Here is a 17889-nt window from a genome sequence, read left to right as displayed (position 1 = left end):
TTTCTTTATATTATTTTCATTGGTTTAAAATCATTAAATGCCTAATTTTGTTTTTTGTCTTGAGAAAGGGTTTATTGTTTTTTGAGACTTTAAATAAATAGGGTTTTAAATCCTGTTCAAAAGTGAATTTTAAATAAAAATTTCAATGAAAAAAATACAAATGGTTGACCTGAAAAGTCAATATGATGCAATAAAAGAAACCGTAAATAATTCTATTCAGGAAGTTTTAGATTCAAATGCTTACATCAATGGACCGCAAGTTCATAAATTTCAAAAATCATTAGAGGAATATCTTGATGTTAAACACGTAATTCCATGTGCAAACGGAACCGATGCGCTCCAGATTGCCATGATGGGATTGGGTTTGAAACCAGGTGATGAGGTAATCACTGCCGATTTTACTTTCGCTGCAACTGTTGAGGTGATTGCGTTATTGCAACTCAGGCCAGTTTTAGTTGATGTAGATTTATTCAATATGAATATCTCTATCGAAGGAATAAAAAAGGCGATTACGCCAAAAACAAAAGCAATTGTTCCTATACATTTGTTTGGTCGTGCAGCGAATATGGAGGCTATTATGGCTATCGCCAAAGCCCATAATTTATATGTAATTGAGGATAATGCACAAGCTATTGGTGCGAATTGCAGATTTTCGGATGGGACTAAAAAGAAAGCCGGAACGATTGGACACGTTGGAGCAACTTCATTTTTTCCTTCCAAAAATTTAGGTTGTTATGGTGATGGTGGTGCTATTTTTACAAATGACGATGCGTTGGCACATACTATTCGCGGTATAGTAAATCACGGAATGTACGAACGTTACCACCACGATGTTGTGGGTGTAAATTCACGTTTGGATAGTATTCAAGCCGCTGTTTTGAATGCTAAATTACCTTTATTAGATCAATATAACAAAGCAAGACAAGATGCTGCAAGAAAATATACAGCTGCTTTTCAAGGCCATAAAAATATAATTGCACCAACGATTTGTGATGTTTGTGATTGTCACGTTTTTCATCAATACACGTTGCGAATTATCAATGCTGACAGAGATGGTTTAATGCAACATTTGTTAGATAAAGGGATTCCATGTGCTATTTATTATCCAATTCCGTTGCATTTGCAAAAAGCATATTTAGATTCTCGTTATAAAGAAGAAGATTTTCCGGTAACAAATCAATTGGTGAAAGAAGTAATTTCGCTGCCAATGCACACTGAGTTAGAGGATGAGCAAATTAAATTCATAACAGACAGTGTTTTAGAATTTTTGAAATAATGGTATGGAGGCGCAATGTATTGCGCCTTTTTTTATATTTAATAAACTCAAGAGGCGGAATAAATCGCATCGATAAAAAAGATGAAATCATGAAAATACTAGTAACAGGAGGTTTGGGTTTCATAGGATCTCATACCGTAGTAGAATTGCAAAATGAGGGTTTTGAGGTGATAGTTGTCGATAATCTTTCGAATACTTCTTTAAATGTTTTAGACGGAATTCAGAACATTACCGGAAAAGTTCCCGCTTTCGAAAAGTTAGATTTACGAGAGAAAGATAAAGTACAGGAGTTTTTCAAAAGGCATACAGATATTTCAGGTGTAATTCATTTTGCGGCTTCAAAAGCGGTTGGTGAAAGTGTAGAGAATCCATTGTTGTATTATGAAAATAATATTAATGCATTAGTGTATATTTTGCAGGAATTGCAGCAAAAAGAGGAAGCTAATTTCATTTTTAGTTCTTCGTGTACGGTCTACGGTCAAGCCGAAAAAATGCCAATTACCGAAGACGCTTCCATTCAAATTGCTATGTCTCCTTATGGAAACACCAAACAAATTGGAGAAGAAATCATAACAGATACTGCTAAAGTAACTAATATCAATGCCATTTTATTGCGTTATTTCAATCCTATTGGATCGCATCCTTCTGCCGAAATAGGGGAATTACCAATAGGTGTTCCGCAAAATTTAGTACCATTTATCACTCAAACCGGTTTTGGATTAAGAAAAGAATTATCGGTTTATGGAGATGATTATCCCACTCCGGACGGAACTGCTGTTCGTGACTACATTCATGTGGTTGATTTAGCCAAAGCGCATGTGATTGCTCTACAGCGTTTATTAAATAAAAAAAATACAGCCAAGGTAGAAACTTTTAATCTGGGAACAGGTACAGGAAGTTCAGTGCTGGAAGTAATCCATACTTTCGAAAAAGTAAGCGGCAAAAAATTACCGTATAAAATTGTAGCCCGTAGAGAAGGTGATATAACATCGGCTTACGCCAATACTGATAAGGCAAATAATGTCTTAGGTTGGAAAGCACAATCTACTCTGGAACAAGCCATGGCAAGTGCCTGGAAATGGGAACAGAAGATTCGAAGTTAGCAATCAGTAATATGCTTAAAAAACAAAATCCCAAATTATCAGTTTGATAATTTGGGATTTTTCAGTTTATTTCAACCAGCAATTATGCGTTAGCAGTAGCAGCTTCTCTGTCGATTTTTCCAATTAAACCGGCTAATACTTTTCCAGGACCGACTTCAGTAAATAAAGTAGCGCCATCGGCAATCATTTGTCGTACTGATTGTGTCCATTTTACAGGAGCTGTCAATTGTATAATTAAGTTTTTCTTGATTTCATTTGGATCAGAAACAGCGCTTGCCGTAACATTTTGATATACCGGACAAATAGGAGTAGAGAAAGTCGTTGCTTCAATTGCAGCTGCCAGTTCTTCTCTTGCCGGTTCCATCATAGGCGAGTGAAAAGCACCGCCAACAGGCAACAACAACGCTCGTTTTGCACCAGCCGCTTTCATCGCTTCACACGCTTTTTCTACAGCCGAAGTTTCGCCTGAAATTACCAGTTGTCCCGGGCAGTTATAATTGGCTGCAACCACAATTCCGTCAATAGATGCACAAACTTCTTCTACAATGTTGTCCGCTAATCCTAAAACAGCCGCCATAGTAGAGGGTTTTATTTCGCAGGCTTTTTGCATGGCCAAAGCTCTTTGAGAAACTAGTTTTAGTCCGTCTTCAAATGATAAAGCGCCATTTGCCACCAAGGCCGAAAATTCTCCCAAAGAGTGTCCCGCCACCATTTCTGGTTTGAAATCTGCTAAAGTTTTAGCTAAAATTACTGAGTGCAAAAACACTGCAGGTTGGGTAACTTTCGTTTCCTTCAATTCCTCAGCGGTTCCTTCGAACATAATATCGGTAATGCGAAAACCTAAAATTTCGTTCGCTTTCTCAAATAATTCCTTTGCTAATGTTGAATTTTCATATAAGTCTTTGCCCATTCCTGTGAATTGTGCGCCTTGACCCGGAAATACGTATGCTTTCATTTTTTTGATTTAAAGATTGAAAAAAGTAAAGATTGAAAAATAGATTTCAATCGAATTGCAAAAATACTATTTTTTTAGAATTTATCAGAATGACTTTTAGAAGCAGCTATTTATATGTTCTCGTCGCCAGTCGTCCCGCTTTCCCCTTTATCTCTTCGCTACGCTGCGAGGATATCGGTTCAATCGGGGCTATTTGTCACGTTTTGATTTCTTATTTCCCTTTTCCTTCCTCGGGAATCAGGTGAAATGATGTTACTTCAAATCGATTGTTAACGATTTTGCCAACGACTTCGGCTTTTCTAATTGCTGCACAAAAACCGTCATCAGCATGTGCATCGCCGTGAGAATCAATAGAAGTTCCGTCAACAAAATAGCATTTGTCATCTATGCGAACAGCCAGTTCACAACCATGTCCTTTCATATCAAACTGACATTGGCCGCAAGCAGCTGCTACAATTTGAGGTTTTGGTTGTTCTTTTTTAGCTTGAGCACTTGCTGTTGAGGCCAAAAAAATAAAGGCGAATACCAGTAATTGTTTCATGATTTAAGAATTTACAGTTACCAGAGCAGCTGCTTTTTTGGCGCTTTCTACAATTTCTTCTATTGGGGTTTGTAACGTGTCATTGACTAAAGCAACGCCCATTCTTCTGTACGGACGAGAACTTGGTTTGCTAAATATTCTAAAATCAGTTTTAGGTAAAGCCGCAATTTTTTCCATTCCTGAATAGGTTGGATTTACACTGTTCTCCGAAGCTAGAATCACAGCGCTGGCTCCCGCTTTTTCTAATGTGATTTCAAAAATAGGTAAACTCAAAATGGCTCGTAAATGCAATTCGAATTCATTAAAATTTTGTGTTCCTGCCAATGTTACCATTCCGGTATCATGAGGTCGAGGCGACAATTCTGAGAAATACACCCCGTCATCGGCCAAGAAGAATTCTACTCCAAAAAGTCCTGCGCCACCAAGAGCTTCAGTTACTTGTTCTGCCATATCTTGTGCTTCGTACAACTCTTTATCAGAGATTAGTGCCGGTTGCCAGCTTTCCTGATAATCGCCACGTTCTTGACGGTGGCCTATTGGTGCGCAAAATAAAGTGGGATTATTGTTTTGAACCACGGTTAATAATGTGATTTCCGAATTGAATTTTACGAATGCTTCTACAATAACTTCTACCACATCGCCACGAGAACCGGCTACAGCATACTCCCAGGCTTTTTTGATATCAGCTTCGGTTTTTATGGTAGATTGTCCTTTTCCGGACGAAGACATTAAAGGTTTTACCACACAAGGCATTCCAACAGCTTCGACTCCTTTTTGTAATTCTTCGGCGGTTGTGGCATACCGATAATTGGCTGTTTTTAATCCTAATTCTTTGGCTGCCAAATCTCGGATGGCTTTTCTATTCATGGTAAAATTGGCTGCTTTCGCCGAAGGGACTACCGTAATACCTTGTTTTTCGTAATCATAAAAACGTTCGGTTCTTATCGCTTCGATTTCCGGAACGATAAAATCAGGTTGGTGTTTGGCAACGATGCGGTCCAGGGCTTCGCCGTCGAGCATATTGATGACTTCAAAACCATGAGCCACTTGCATGGCAGGTGCGTTTTCATAACTGTCAACAGCAATTACGGTTTGCCCGATGCGTTGGGCAGCGATTGCAAATTCTTTTCCTAATTCGCCTGAGCCTAGCAATAGTATTTTCATTATTTTGTGGTCTTAAATGGAATGTAAAAATACTGAATTGCTTTTTTTGTGACCGCAAATCCGCAAATTATTTTATGTTAAATTAGGTTTTTAAGAATGAAGAATGCTATTCATTTAAACGAAAAAACCATTAAGAAATTAAGTTCATTTAGTTCATGTGTCTTAATTTCTTAATGGTAAAACCAGTTTAGAAGGATTGGTTAATCTTCTTCAATTTCGAATTCGGCGTCTTTTTCCCAAATTTCCATTTCACAAGGTTTACAATTGAATTTCAGTTTGTATTCCAGTTCGCCTTGTTTCAGTACCAAAGGTTCTTTGAGTTTGGTTTCCATCGTGTCCTTGTGGTATTTAGGGCATTTTTCCAATTCGTATTTGATACAGTATTTGGTAGTCATTACACGAGATTTCCCAGGATCCCATTGCAATTCGAATGCTTTTTCGATTTCGGTAACACCATGACGTTCGTAGAATTTACGAGCCATTTTATTCGAAACATTATAGGTAAAATCCAATTGGTTCACCGGGAAAGGGTGGTTGGTTTTTACAATTTGATGTTCCTCACGTTTGTAATTGGCCAAACGAATGGCTGACAATTGCTCATAAACGGTTCTTCGCATTTCGTTGATTTTAGAAATAGGAAGAAACCAGTTTTGGGTAAACATCACGTTGATTTCATTGGCGGTGTATGGTGTGAAACCTGTTTTTGCCAATTGTGTTTTGATGTTATCTTCAATAGATAGATTGTTTTTGGTCTGCTCTTTGGCATGGGCCAAATGTACGGTACTCACATAACCATCTTCATCGGTAGCGATTAATTCGAAACCATTTTTGTTTTCGGTTAGCAATAAAGTCGTGCTTATTTTTCTGACCGCGCTGTCTTCGCGCTCTACGATTTTGATGAAAGCGGCGTCATTGTTGCGGTAAATAAATGTTCCGACTTTTAGTTCTTTCAACACATTTGGATACGCTAAACCATTTTCGACCTTGTTGACATAAATCCCATCGGCTTCGTTGTTTTCGTTGATGTAGCAAAGTCCGTCGCCGTTGTTTAACAATTCTCCATTTTCGATTTCGTATGCGCCACCAATAGTTTTGATAAGTTTGCCAATGTATTGCCCTTTGGATTTTGGACTTTCCCAAGAACCAATAGATTGGTGTCTTTCGTTCACAAAATAATCAGTATAACCGCGGTTAAACGTTCGATTCAAGGCAGAATCAAAGGTATAGGTACAGCTTCCCGAAGATGCTTTGGTGTAGTTGTCGTTTTTTTCTAAAAAGGCATCGAGTTTCTGTCTAAGGAACGAAACATTGTTTTTTACATAAACAATGTCTTTTAGTCGGCCTTCAATCTTGAAAGAGCAAATTCCGGCTTCAATAAGATTGGGGATTTGGTCTGAAACATCAAAATCTTTGATAGACAGTAAGTGACTGTTTTTGATTAAAGTATCGCCATGACCGTCAATCAGGTTGTACGGCAAACGACAGTTTTGCGCACAAGAACCTCTGTTTGCCGAGCGTTCGCCATTGGCCACACTCATGTAACAATTCCCACTGAACGAAACACACAAAGCGCCGGTTACAAAAAATTCTAATTCTACATCCGAAGCTTCGCTGATTTCTTTGATTTGGTGCAGGTTTAATTCCCGAGCCAATACTACGCGTTTCATACCTGCATCTTTCAAGAATTTGATGTTGTCAGCATCTCGATTATTGGCTTGTGTGCTGGCGTGTAAAACAATTGGAGGTAACTCCATTTCCATAATCGCCATGTCCTGAACAATAAGTGCATCGACACCAATGTGGTACAATTCCCAAATCATTTTACGACAGGTTTCGAGCTCGTTGTCGTACAAAATGGTATTGATTACTACAAAAACTTGTGCGTGGTATAGGTGTGCATATTGTACTAATGCAGCAACATCTTCGATAGAATTGGTTGCATTAGAACGGGCGCCAAATTGTGGTGCTCCTATATAAACAGCATCGGATCCGCTGTTGATGGCTGCCATTCCATGAATTAAATCTTTAGCAGGAGCAAGTATCTCTATTTTTTTCTTCATCGAGTTGATGATCAATTATTTATTTTTAAAATTTTAGCATTTTTGGCTTTCGCCTAAAAAAGTTTGCAAAGTTCCTATAAATTATTCAAGATTTCTAATTCAAGACTCGATTTTTTCAGAAATAGTTGTATTACATGGTAAATGGTTTTCAAAATTAATTAAATCTTGTCGTGGGTTTTCAGTAGGGCACGTGTAGCAATGAAGCTATTATTGTGGCATTTATTTCTTAATTGTCTTTTAATTGTAGTTTCATCATTATGTCTGTTTGCTCGTCATTGCCTAATTTGAAAATATGTTTGTCAAATTCAACGAAACCATTCTTTTTATAAAAGTGTATTGCTCTTTGGTTTTCTTCCCAAACTCCTAACCAAACATAATTGGCATTGGTTTGTTTTGCAGTTTGAATGGCCTTTTCGTAAAGTAGTTGACCTACTTTTTTTCCGTGAAATTCTTTTGATACATAAATGCGTTCTATTTCGAGTGCTTTGTCATCTTGTAGTTCTGTTTGTGATGGTCCAAAGTTGAGTTTTAAGTATCCAATGACAGTATTGTTGTGTGTGGCAAAATAGAATTCGGAGTTTTTGTCGTTCAGTTCAGCAGTCAGTTTTTCAGTAGTAAATTCTTCGTCTAAATATTTTTTCATATTCTCTTCGGTATTACTTGCTGAAAAGGTTTCGTGAAAAGTTTGTTTACCAATTTTTTGTAAATGGTCGATATCGTTTAGGGTAACTTTTATTAGGTCAATATTTTTCATGTTGTGTTTGGTTTGTTATTGAGTTGTATTTTCTTTAGCGGATAGGAATTTAGGCTAATTTATAAAATAAACGATTAAATCATGGTTGATTTTATGTTTCCTGTTGCTGTTAATAAAACTTAGGGAGCGTTGTTTGTACCGGTTGAAGATAAATAGGTTTGTAGCAGGATTTGCGTGAGGGATAGCAGTGAAAAGCCCGGAGTAAAACGAAATGAAATGGAGTTTTGCGAGGACTTGTAACGGATAGCCCGACCCTTGTGGTCACGCCCAACAATAAAAAAAGCCCCAAGAAAATCTTGAGGCTTTGTTTGTATATTGGAAGTTGGATTTTTTACTTTCCAACTTTCGACTTTATGATTTTTGACTATAAAGCTACCGCTTCTTTTATTCGGCGTAAAGCTTCTTTCAATAATTCTTCGCTTGTAGCGTAAGAGAAACGAATACAGTCTGGGTTTCCGAATGCGTCACCGGTTACGGTTGCTACATTGGCTTCGCCCAAAAGGTACATAGAGAAATCATTTGCATCTTTGATAAAAGTTCCTTTTAATGTTTTTCCGAAGAAAGAAGAAACGTCTGGGAATACGTAAAACGCTCCTTCTGGAACGTTGATTTTGATTCCTGGGATTTCTTTTAATAATCCTACTACTAAATCTCTACGGCTGTGGAACGCTTGTACCATGTGGTTTAATACACTTGGGTCTGCATCAACGGCAGTGATAGTAGCACGTTGTGCGATAGAATTTGCTCCTGAGGTTACTTGTCCTTGAATTTTTGTACATGCTTTAGCAATAAATTCTGGTGCTCCAATGTATCCAATTCTCCATCCTGTCATAGCAAATGCTTTGGCAACTCCGTTTACGGTGATGGTTCTTTCTAACATTCCCGGGATTGAACCGATGCTGCAAAAAGTCCCTGAGAAATTGATGTGCTCGTAGATTTCGTCAGCAACAACATATACGTTTGGATGTTTTTCTAATACTTTGGCCAATGCAGTAAGTTCTTCTCTGTTGTAAACAGAACCAGATGGGTTACATGGAGAACTGAACCACATCATTTTTGTTTTTGGTGTGATGGCAGCTTCTAATTGTTCTGGTGTGATTTTGAAATCAGTGTCTACAGAAGTAGGAACTTCTACAGGAACTCCTCCTGATAATTTTACGATTTCGAAATAAGAAACCCAGTATGGTGCCGGTAAGATTACTTCGTCACCGTCGTTTAGCATTACTTGAGCAATGTTGTACAATGATTGTTTAGCTCCTGTTGAAACTACAATTTGAGACGGTTTGTAGTCTAAACCGTTGTCTCTTTTGAATTTTCGGCAGATGGCTTCTTTTAAATCGGCATATCCTTCTACAGGTGAATAGGTGCTGTAGTTTTCGTCTATGGCTTTTTTTGCAGCTTCTTTGATGAAGTCAGGCGTATTAAAGTCAGGCTCGCCTAAACTTAAACTGATAATATCTTTTCCTTGTGCTTTTAATTCTCTAGCCAAAGCAGCCATGGCTAATGTTTGTGATGTAGCCAGATTATTAATTCTGTCTGAAAGTGGATTATTCATTAAAAAAGTGTTGAAAGCCCCAAATTTCGTTGCGGAAATTAAGGGAGGTTAATTATTTATTTTTAGTTTTTATTTTATTCTTTAGTGAACTGTAAAGCATTTTTATGATTAGGTAAGTTCTGGTTTCATTCCCAAATCTTTTAAATGTTTGAAATGAGCGACAACAGCACTTCGCATGGTTTTATATTCGTAATAGGGCAAATTACATTCCTTTGCGGTTTCTTTTACAATAGCTGCAATTTTACCGTAATGGATGTGACTGATATTTGGAAAAATATGATGTTCTATTTGGTGGTTTAATCCTCCGGTGTACCAGTTTACGATTTTGTTTTTTGGAGCAAAATTAGTAGTGGTAAACAATTGATGAATGGCCCAAGTGTTTTCCATTTCTCCGTCTTCATTTGGGATTGGGTTTGTAGTTTCTTCAACTACGTGAGCCAATTGAAAAACGATACTCAGGATTAATCCTGCGGTATAATGCATAACAAAGAAACCAATAAGTACTTTCCACCAGGTAATGCCAATCACGATTGGCAATACTATCCAGATTGAAACGTAAATTATTTTTGTGATGATTAAAGTTGTCCAAAGTGTTTTTGGACTCTTCGCTTCTCCGTAGGCTAATTTTCTTTTCAGGTAGCTTCTCATTTGTTTAAAATCAGTAGTAATAGCCCAATTGAAAGTAAGTAAACCATATAAAAATACAGAGTAATATTGTTGAAAACGGTGAAAACTATGCCATTTTGCTTCTTTAGTGAATCGAATAATTCGCCCAGCATCAAGATCTTCATCATGTCCGGGAATATTGGTGTAAGTGTGATGCAATACATTGTGTTGTACCTGCCAGTTGTACACATTTCCTGCCAAGATATAAATGGAACCTCCCATGAATTTATTGACCCAGCTTTTATTTGAATAAGACCCGTGATTGCCATCGTGCATGACATTCATGCCAACTCCGGCCATACCAATTCCTATAACGATTGTTAATAAAAGATGTGCCCAAAATGGCATGTCTAATGTTAGAATCAAAAAGTAAGGCGCCAGAAAAACAGAGAACAGAATTATAGTTTTCAAATGAAGTTTCCAATTTCCTGTTTTTTGGATATTGTTTTCTTTGAAGTAATTGTTTACCCGCGAGTTAAGCGTTCTAAAAAATTTCAGATTGTCTTGCTTTGCAAATGTAGGAGCGGTGTTATTCATATGTTTTTATAATAATCCCCAAAGATAATTATTATAAATTTTCAATCTGCAAAATTGAGTTAAATATTTACGAGCTAAAAATAGTACTTTTGTTAAAAAAATAGCGCAATGGACGAGATTCTTAAGTATTTTCCTAATTTAACTGATGTTCAAAAAGAGCAGTTTCAAAAATTAGATTTTTTATACCACGATTGGAACGAAAAAATTAATGTTATTTCCAGAAAAGATATTGATGCTTTGTATACTAAACATATTTTGCACTCGCTGGGAATTGCCAAAATCATAAAATTTGAACCGGGAACTTTTGTTCTCGATGTGGGAACCGGAGGCGGATTTCCTGGAATTCCATTGGCAATTCTTTTTCCGGAAACACGGTTTTTTTTGATTGATATTATTGCCAAAAAAATAAAAGTGGTTCAGTCTGTTGCCGAAGCATTAGACCTTAAAAACGTTAAAGCAGAACAACTTCGCGCTGAAAATGTAAAGGGAGATTTCGATTTTATCGTAAGTCGTGCGGTAACAAATATGCCGGATTTTGTTTCTTGGGTGAAAACCAAAATCAAGAAAAATAACAAACACGAATTGAAAAACGGAATTCTGTACCTAAAAGGTGGAGATTTAACCGAAGAATTAAAAGATTTTCCAAAAGCAACCGAATACAATTTAGCAGACTTTTTCCAAGATGAATTTTTTGAAACCAAGAAAGTAGTGCATTTACCGTTGAAGTTTGTGGTTTAAATAGAAGTAAAGAATGCATTAAAAAACCCACAAGAATTAAATTATTGATTCTTGTGGGTTTTGTTTTTTAGTATTTTTTGTAACATTTGAATAATAAAGATGTCAAACTTTTTATTGGTAATGTAAAAACTAAAAAATGAAAAAAATTTCTAGACGTACTTTTGTACATAATTTTGGTATCGGAGTTGGAGCTACTGCGATAATGACAGCTCTTCCCTCTATTATGACTTTGCCAGAAAATAGCAGTAAAATATATGATGGTAAAAAGTTAAACATTGCGCTTTGTGGTTTAGGACGTTACGCAGGTTACTTAGCAGATGGCCTGGAGATTTCAAAATATTGTCGTTTAGCAGGAATTGTAACTGGAACACCTTCCAAAGCTGTAGATTGGGCAAAAAAATATAATATCCCTGAGAAAAACATTTACAATTACCAGAATTTTGATGAAATAATTCATAATAAAAACATTGATCTAGTCTATGTAGTTTTGCCAAATGCAATGCATAAAGAGTTTGTAATTAGAGCTGCTCAGGCAGGAAAACACGTTATTGTCGAAAAACCTATGGCAATTACGGAACGCGATTGTCAAGAAATGATGAATGCTTGTAAAAAAGCAGGTGTACAATTGGCGGTTGGTTATCGTTTGCACTATGAGCCGTATAATTTAGAAATGAAGCGATTAGGACAAGAGAAAGTTTTTGGTCAAGTTCGTTTGATTGAGACTTCTTTGGGTTACAATACCGGTGATTCAATGGATTGGCATTTGCAAAAAGCATTGTCAGGAGGAGGGCCGCTTGTTAATCTTGGAATTTATTGTGTTCAAGCCAGTCGTTATGTGTTGGGTGAAGAGCCAATTTCTGTAACGGCTCAATTTGGTCCAATTACGAATAAAATTAAATTTGCAGAAGTTGAAGAATCGATTACTTGGCAGTTAAATTTTCCAAGCGGAGCCGTTAGTAATTCTACAACTTCATACAGTTGTGGGATTGACCGGTTATTTGCATCAGCTGATGAAGGGGTTTTTGAGTTGAGTCCAGCGATTAGTTACGGCCCGTTTAAAGGAAAGACAAGCAATGGCGATTTAAATTTCCCTGAAATTAATCAACAACAAACACAACTTGACGAAATAGGAAAAGTTATTTTAGAAAACAAACAATTGCCAAGCCATATTACTGGTGAAGAAGGGATCAAAGACGTTCGAATCATACAAGCTATTTATGAGGCAGCAAGGACAGTAAAGAAGGTCTCTTTAGTTTAAAAAACAAAACCCACAAGAACTCAAATAACTTGATTCTTGTGGGTTTTTAAATATCTAACGATGAGATTATTCTCCTAAAAACGGATATCTGTAATCTTCTGGAGTTACAAAAGTCTCTTTAATAGTTCTTGGTGAAGCCCAACGCAATAAGTTCAATGCAGAACCTGCTTTATCATTAGTTCCAGAAGCTCTTGCACCGCCAAAAGGTTGCATTCCCACAACAGCTCCGGTTGGTTTGTCATTGATGTAAAAGTTGCCGGCAGCATTTTGCAATTTGGTAGTCGCTTCCTCAATTGCATAACGATCTTGACTGAAAACCGCACCTGTTAAAGCGTATTCTGAAGTTGTATCAACTAATTCTAATGTTGCAGACCATTTGGCATCTTCGTAAACAAAAATTGTCATTACTGGTCCGAATAATTCGGTTTCCATTGTAGTGTAATGTGGGTTAGTAGTTACGATAATTGTAGGTTCAATAAAGTAACCAACAGATTTATCATAATTTCCTCCAACAATAATTTCGGCATCAGCATCTTTTTTAGCTTGGTCAATAAAACTAGCTAGTTTATCAAATGAACCTTCGTGAATTACAGCAGTAATAAAGTTGCTGAAATCTTCCGGAGAGCCCATTTTCATGGATTTAGTATCTGTAATTAATTGTTCTTTTATTGCCGGCCACAAACTTTGAGGAACATAAGCTCTTGAAGCTGCAGAACATTTTTGACCTTGAAATTCAAAAGCGCCACGAACAATTCCGGTTGCTACTTGTTTTGCATTAGCGCTTGGATGTGCAATGATAAAATCTTTTCCACCTGTTTCTCCCACAATTCTTGGGTAGGTTTTATAACGATGGATATTGGTTCCAATTTTTGCCCAGATATCTTTGAACACATGTGTTGAACCTGTAAAGTGAATTCCGGCGAAGTCAGGACTTGCCAAAATGGTATCGGTAATCATTAAGGCATCTCCAAAAACAACGTTAATTACGCCATCAGGAACACCTGCTTCTTTGAAAACATCAATGATAATTTTTGCAGAAAAAACTTGGCTGTCACTTGGTTTCCAAATCACAACATTTCCCATCATAGCAGCACTTGCAGGAAGATTTGCGGCAATTGCTGTAAAGTTAAAAGGAGTAATAGCATATACAAAACCTTCAAGAGGTCTGTATTCTAATCGATTCCACATGTCTGAATTTGACTTTGGTTGATCGTTGTAAATTTGAGTCATGAATTCTACGTTGAAACGTAAAAAATCAATTAATTCACAAGAAGCGTCAATTTCTGCTTGATGGATATTTTTAGATTGCGCAATCATTGTTGCGGCATTTATTCTTGCTCTGTATGGACCTGCAATTAATTCAGCTGCTTTCAGGAAAATAGCGGCTCTTTGTTCCCAAGCCATATTTGCCCATGCTGTTCTTGATTCTAATGCGTTTGCAATGGCTTTTTCAATATGAACTTTTTCGGCAAGATGATACGTTCCTACGATGTGTTTGTGATCGTGAGGCGCAGTCATGTTTTTTGTATTTCCAGTTCTAATTTCTTCGTTACCAATGTATAATGGAACATCGATTGTTGCATTCCACATGGTTTTGTAAGCCGCTTGAACTGCTGCTTTTTCTGGTGAATTTGGTGCGTATCCTTTTACTGGTTCGTTTACCGCTTTGGGTACATTAAAAAATCCTTTAAGCATGTTGTTCGATTAAAAAATTAGACAAAGTGTAAATAAATTACGATAATTAAAAAATTAATTTGACGCAAAAATACAACGATATTTTAAAATATTGTTATTTTTAACACAATAGGAGTCAAATTAATTTAAAGCAAACGGAGCGCTTAGTCTGAAAGTAGGGACAATTACTTTGAAGATTTTTGTAGTAGTAAAATTAACCATATCAAAATGTCCTTTCATCGCGCCATGTGGAGATGACAACAAACAACCGGAGCTGTATATATGGAATTCGCCAGGTTTTAAAACTGGTTTTTTGCCAATTACACCTTCGCCATCAACCACTTCTAAATCATTGAGGGAATCGTATATTTCCCAGTGGCGTGAAGTTAATTGAACAGAATCTTTACTGTGGTTTTCAATTTTTATTTCATAACTAAAGGCAAAATGGATTCTGTAGTTTTTGAAGTATGTACCTTCAAAACTAGTCAGAACCGAAATTTTTATACCTCTTGTTATTTGAGAAACCATATTAAAGTATTAAATATGTGTATTGTATGAGCAAAATTACAAAAAATTGACTTCGTTTTGTTGTTTTGAGGAATGTTTTTTTTAGTTAATCAAATTTGTAGAGTTTGCTACTCCTTTACCAATAATTCGCTCGTATCTGTCATTGTTTTCCCGATAATAAACCAAGACAGTATATTCGTTTTCCGTTTGATAAAAATTTCCGTCAATAGCATTTTCAGAATCTATAATTCCTTTATTATCCGCCACTGAATATTGAAAATTAGTAAATCCTTGTTTAATCAGAATGGCTTTTTCATAAATCCCTTTTTCGGTATTGTAGTCCATCTGATATTCGGGAGTTAAGGCATAATTATTAAACATTCCTGTTATATAAATATTTTTATTCAATCGAAAAGCTGGTGCCGAAAGACTGAAATACACCCAAGTATAATCGGCTTCAATTTCATTATTGCTGGCATTTAAATGGCGAACTGCAAAATTGCCATTCACATCTTGTGAAAAGGAATACGGAAAATTTGCCCGGGCATTATTAGTATGCAAATACGAGCTGTAAATGGCACTGTTCGAATTCACTCGTGCTACATTATTACTGGCTGCTCTAATGTCTTTGGTGTCAAAAAATAAAAATTCATTTCCTGCCCAAAATTGTGTTTGAGTATCATATTTGTAAACCAAGTCATTTCCAATAGTGTATTGAGCAGGAATACCGGTTATGGCTGAGTGAAATTGTCCGTTTTGCAACAAGACGGTTTTTACATTCTTAAGTGGGTTTTGAAATGTAATCGTGTTTGTTTTTATCGAAAATTCTAAATTGTGTTTAAAATCTAAATTGCTTACCGTTCGCGCTCTTTTGATTTGAATGGGAACGGAAACAAGATCTTCATAAACAATAAATTTTCTTGAAAAAACAACTTCTTTATCTTCATTCAACACTTTCAGGATATAATTTCCGCTAATGCGCAATTGCGTAAACTGATTGGGAATTGATAATTTGTAATGCGAATAGATTTGAAGCGTATTGAAGGAATTGGTGTAATTCTGAATTCTTTGATTATCAAAACCTTGCAGGTAGTCCGTTTTAGGAATTTCTGAAGGTTTCCAGTTGTAATCGCAATGCGTTATGTCGTAATAATAATCGGCTTCGTTGCCAAATAAATCATCAAATTGAACCTCAAAATCGTCTCCCAATACAAATATTGGAACAACATTTTGATTTTTTTGTACAAAAGAAATTGTTTTGATATTGTATGGCGGAGTCACTTCGGTTTCTACTTGTGCAGCAGTTGACGTGATTACAAACAGCAGTAGTATTTTTTTGAAAAAGGAAATTGGCATAATGATTTAATTGCTAATAGGTAAATATAACGAATTATGCGGTATTAAAGTATTCTCAAAAAAACAGCGGCTATTTAAAACAAACTGGAATGATTTCGCCTTTTGCCAAACAATATTTTTCTACCAGTTCCGGTGCTATTTTGTTGGTGTAATCTTCTTCAACAACTTTAAAACCGATACTTCTTAGTTTATCAAAATAATCTCTTCCGTAAATGCGAACGTGATCGTATTGGCCAAAGATTTTAGCTCGTTCTTTTTGATCTGTAATACTGTCGTCTGCAAAAGTAGTGGCTCTGGATAAATCCTGTGGAATTTGTAAAATCGCCATTCCACCCGGTTTCAAAACACGATATAATTCCTGCATGGCTTTCGTATCATCCGGAATGTGCTCCAAAACGTGATTGCACAGAATAACATCATATTGGTTGTCTTCAAAAGGCAAATTGCAAATATCTGCTTTCACATCGGCTAGTGGAGAAAATAAATCGGTTGTGGTGTACTCCAGATTTTTTTGATTTCGAAACAATTTATAAAAAGCTTGTTCCGGTGCAAAATGCAATACTTTTAATGCTGAATTTGTTTCAGCATCTCTTAATTTAATTCTTTTAGTATTCGTAAAAGAAGAATCTGAAACTAGTTCAGATTTAAAAAAATCAGTTTGTTCATTCAAATACAGCCAAAGCAAACGGTGTCTCTCTAACGAAAGTGTACTTGGTGAAAGCACGTTGTTTCTTTGTGTTTCATATCCGTAAGGTAACATTGACTTGAAACTTTTTCCGTCAATTGGATCTGTGAAATTAGTTCCTTTTAATGAAAAAGCGATAATTGGACGTGCCACATAACTCATCCTGATTAACAATGGACGTGGAATGGTGTTGAGTATAAGTTTAAATAGTTTCTTCATTATAATACTAAAGGTTCTTTTCTAAACTCATCTTCTTCATTACTCACAATTCCTAACGCTTTGTAGATGTATCCAAAAGTTGATAAAATCTCCGGCTTCCCGTCGATAATAGCAACATCATGCTCAAAGTGTGCGCTTGGTTTTCCATCGGCAGTAAGAATTGTCCAACCGTCTTTTAATTGTTTGATGTTTCGGGTTCCCATGTTAATCATTGGTTCAATAGCGACAACCATTCCTTCAACAAAAAGCTTTCCTCTTCCTTTTTTACCATAATTTGGCATTTCTGGATCTTCGTGCATTTTTTGTCCAACACCGTGACCTACAAGTTCACGAACTACTCCATAACCATGCGCTTCTGTGTATTTTTGAATTGCATTTCCAACATCTTCAACACGGTTTCCTAATCTTAATTCTCGGATTCCAACGTATAATGATTCTTTGGTTATTTGTAATAATTTTTTGGTTTCCGGTGCAACATCGCCAATCTCAAAAGAATACGCATGATCACCATGGTATCCATTTTTATAAGCGCCACAATCTACTGAGATTACATCGCCACTTTCTAATGGTTTGTTGTTTGGAATTCCATGAACAACTTGTGCGTTCGGACTCATACAAAGTGAGTTTGGGAAACCGTATAATCCAAGAAAGCTTGGTTCAGCTCCGTGGTCACGAATGAATTCTTCTGCTAATTTGTCCAGATATAAAGTAGTGACTCCTTCTTTGATTTCAGAAGCAATCATTCCTAATGTTTTTGATACGATTAATGCACTTTCGCGCATTAATTCTATTTCTTCACGTGATTTTACTATAATCATAATTTCGAATTTTCAGTTTGCAA

16 protein-coding genes are annotated in these 17889 nt (G+C 36.3%); 4 read left to right on the top strand and 12 right to left on the bottom strand.

All coding sequences use genetic code 11. From position 1 onward, the window contains the following. Positions 1–145: 145 nt before the first annotated feature. A complete protein-coding gene (locus O6P34_RS02330) occupies positions 146–1276 on the top strand; it encodes a DegT/DnrJ/EryC1/StrS family aminotransferase (protein WP_269685725.1) in 1131 nt (376 codons plus the stop codon). Between the two features lie 89 nt (positions 1277–1365). Continuing rightward, entirely contained in the window at positions 1366–2379 is a 1014-nt protein-coding gene (galE, locus tag O6P34_RS02325) for a UDP-glucose 4-epimerase GalE (RefSeq protein ID WP_269685724.1), read from the top strand. Positions 2380–2461: 82 nt separating this feature from the next. Here galE and fabD read toward each other — a convergent pair whose 3' ends face one another. The 7 genes from fabD to O6P34_RS02290 all read right to left on the bottom strand — a co-directional run bounded on the left by fabD (position 2462) and on the right by O6P34_RS02290 (position 10611). Next, the gene (fabD, locus tag O6P34_RS02320; protein ID WP_269685723.1) at positions 2462–3334 is read right to left on the bottom strand and encodes an ACP S-malonyltransferase; all 873 of its coding nucleotides are present in this window, start codon (positions 3332–3334) and stop codon (positions 2462–2464) included. A gap of 211 nt (positions 3335–3545) precedes the next feature. Then, positions 3546–3875 (bottom strand): DUF6370 family protein, encoded by a 330-nt coding sequence (locus tag O6P34_RS02315; protein WP_269685722.1) that lies wholly within the window; start codon positions 3873–3875, stop codon positions 3546–3548. 3 nt (positions 3876–3878) lie between these two features. Further along, on the bottom strand, positions 3879–5039 hold the full coding sequence (gene purT, locus O6P34_RS02310) for a formate-dependent phosphoribosylglycinamide formyltransferase (protein WP_269685721.1): 1161 nt from the start codon (positions 5037–5039) through the stop codon (positions 3879–3881). A gap of 200 nt (positions 5040–5239) precedes the next feature. Beyond that, positions 5240–7099, bottom strand: a complete 1860-nt coding sequence (locus O6P34_RS02305; RefSeq protein WP_269685720.1) for a peptidase U32 family protein — start codon at positions 7097–7099, stop codon at positions 5240–5242. Between the two features lie 226 nt (positions 7100–7325). Then, positions 7326–7853, bottom strand: coding sequence for a GNAT family N-acetyltransferase (locus O6P34_RS02300; RefSeq protein ID WP_269685719.1), 528 nt, complete (start codon positions 7851–7853; stop codon positions 7326–7328). 364 nt (positions 7854–8217) lie between these two features. Next, entirely contained in the window at positions 8218–9408 is a 1191-nt protein-coding gene (locus O6P34_RS02295) for a pyridoxal phosphate-dependent aminotransferase (RefSeq protein ID WP_269685718.1), read from the bottom strand. A 108-nt stretch (positions 9409–9516) separates the two neighbouring features. Then, positions 9517–10611, bottom strand: coding sequence for a fatty acid desaturase family protein (locus O6P34_RS02290; RefSeq protein ID WP_269685717.1), 1095 nt, complete (start codon positions 10609–10611; stop codon positions 9517–9519). 108 nt (positions 10612–10719) lie between these two features. Between O6P34_RS02290 and rsmG the strand changes: the two genes are divergently transcribed. Further along, positions 10720–11349, top strand: a complete 630-nt coding sequence (gene rsmG, locus O6P34_RS02285; RefSeq protein WP_269685716.1) for a 16S rRNA (guanine(527)-N(7))-methyltransferase RsmG — start codon at positions 10720–10722, stop codon at positions 11347–11349. Between the two features lie 136 nt (positions 11350–11485). Continuing rightward, on the top strand, positions 11486–12607 hold the full coding sequence (locus O6P34_RS02280; protein ID WP_269685715.1) for a Gfo/Idh/MocA family protein: 1122 nt from the start codon (positions 11486–11488) through the stop codon (positions 12605–12607). Between the two features lie 66 nt (positions 12608–12673). Here the strand turns inward: O6P34_RS02280 and pruA are convergent, their stop codons facing one another. The 5 genes from pruA to map all read right to left on the bottom strand — a co-directional run bounded on the left by pruA (position 12674) and on the right by map (position 17866). Further along, complete coding sequence (pruA, locus tag O6P34_RS02275; protein WP_269685714.1) at positions 12674–14302, bottom strand: L-glutamate gamma-semialdehyde dehydrogenase; 1629 nt, start codon at positions 14300–14302, stop codon at positions 12674–12676. A gap of 120 nt (positions 14303–14422) precedes the next feature. Further along, entirely contained in the window at positions 14423–14809 is a 387-nt protein-coding gene (gene apaG, locus O6P34_RS02270; protein ID WP_269685713.1) for a Co2+/Mg2+ efflux protein ApaG, read from the bottom strand. 81 nt (positions 14810–14890) lie between these two features. Then, a complete protein-coding gene (locus O6P34_RS02265; protein WP_269685712.1) occupies positions 14891–16144 on the bottom strand; it encodes a type IX secretion system plug protein in 1254 nt (417 codons plus the stop codon). A 70-nt stretch (positions 16145–16214) separates the two neighbouring features. Beyond that, entirely contained in the window at positions 16215–17048 is an 834-nt protein-coding gene (locus O6P34_RS02260) for a class I SAM-dependent methyltransferase (RefSeq protein ID WP_269685711.1), read from the bottom strand. Continuing rightward, positions 17048–17866, bottom strand: coding sequence for a type I methionyl aminopeptidase (gene map / locus O6P34_RS02255; protein ID WP_269685710.1), 819 nt, complete (start codon positions 17864–17866; stop codon positions 17048–17050). Before map ends, O6P34_RS02260 begins: the two co-directional genes overlap by 1 nt. Positions 17867–17889 lie beyond the last annotated feature (23 nt).

The sequence above is a fragment of the Flavobacterium lacustre genome (genome assembly GCF_027474525.2).
Classification (GTDB): Bacteria; Bacteroidota; Bacteroidia; order Flavobacteriales; family Flavobacteriaceae; genus Flavobacterium; species Flavobacterium lacustre.
Note: the sequence above shows the minus strand (reverse complement) of the source record. Positions and strands in the feature narration are given on the sequence as shown.

What these genes read in the sequence shown, in the direction of transcription:
- O6P34_RS02330 (WP_269685725.1), top strand. Translation starts at nt 146, where the DNA reads ATGAAAAAAATACAAATGGTTGACCTGAAAAGTCAATATGATGCAATA.
- galE (WP_269685724.1), top strand. Translation starts at nt 1,366, where the DNA reads ATGAAAATACTAGTAACAGGAGGTTTGGGTTTCATAGGATCTCATACC.
- fabD (WP_269685723.1), bottom strand. Translation starts at nt 3,334, where the DNA reads ATGAAAGCATACGTATTTCCGGGTCAAGGCGCACAATTCACAGGAATG.
- O6P34_RS02315 (WP_269685722.1), bottom strand. Translation starts at nt 3,875, where the DNA reads ATGAAACAATTACTGGTATTCGCCTTTATTTTTTTGGCCTCAACAGCA.
- purT (WP_269685721.1), bottom strand. Translation starts at nt 5,039, where the DNA reads ATGAAAATACTATTGCTAGGCTCAGGCGAATTAGGAAAAGAATTTGCA.
- O6P34_RS02305 (WP_269685720.1), bottom strand. Translation starts at nt 7,099, where the DNA reads ATGAAGAAAAAAATAGAGATACTTGCTCCTGCTAAAGATTTAATTCAT.
- O6P34_RS02300 (WP_269685719.1), bottom strand. Translation starts at nt 7,853, where the DNA reads ATGAAAAATATTGACCTAATAAAAGTTACCCTAAACGATATCGACCAT.
- O6P34_RS02295 (WP_269685718.1), bottom strand. Translation starts at nt 9,408, where the DNA reads ATGAATAATCCACTTTCAGACAGAATTAATAATCTGGCTACATCACAA.
- O6P34_RS02290 (WP_269685717.1), bottom strand. Translation starts at nt 10,611, where the DNA reads ATGAATAACACCGCTCCTACATTTGCAAAGCAAGACAATCTGAAATTT.
- rsmG (WP_269685716.1), top strand. Translation starts at nt 10,720, where the DNA reads ATGGACGAGATTCTTAAGTATTTTCCTAATTTAACTGATGTTCAAAAA.
- O6P34_RS02280 (WP_269685715.1), top strand. Translation starts at nt 11,486, where the DNA reads ATGAAAAAAATTTCTAGACGTACTTTTGTACATAATTTTGGTATCGGA.
- pruA (WP_269685714.1), bottom strand. Translation starts at nt 14,302, where the DNA reads ATGCTTAAAGGATTTTTTAATGTACCCAAAGCGGTAAACGAACCAGTA.
- apaG (WP_269685713.1), bottom strand. Translation starts at nt 14,809, where the DNA reads ATGGTTTCTCAAATAACAAGAGGTATAAAAATTTCGGTTCTGACTAGT.
- O6P34_RS02265 (WP_269685712.1), bottom strand. Translation starts at nt 16,144, where the DNA reads ATGCCAATTTCCTTTTTCAAAAAAATACTACTGCTGTTTGTAATCACG.
- O6P34_RS02260 (WP_269685711.1), bottom strand. Translation starts at nt 17,048, where the DNA reads ATGAAGAAACTATTTAAACTTATACTCAACACCATTCCACGTCCATTG.
- map (WP_269685710.1), bottom strand. Translation starts at nt 17,866, where the DNA reads ATGATTATAGTAAAATCACGTGAAGAAATAGAATTAATGCGCGAAAGT.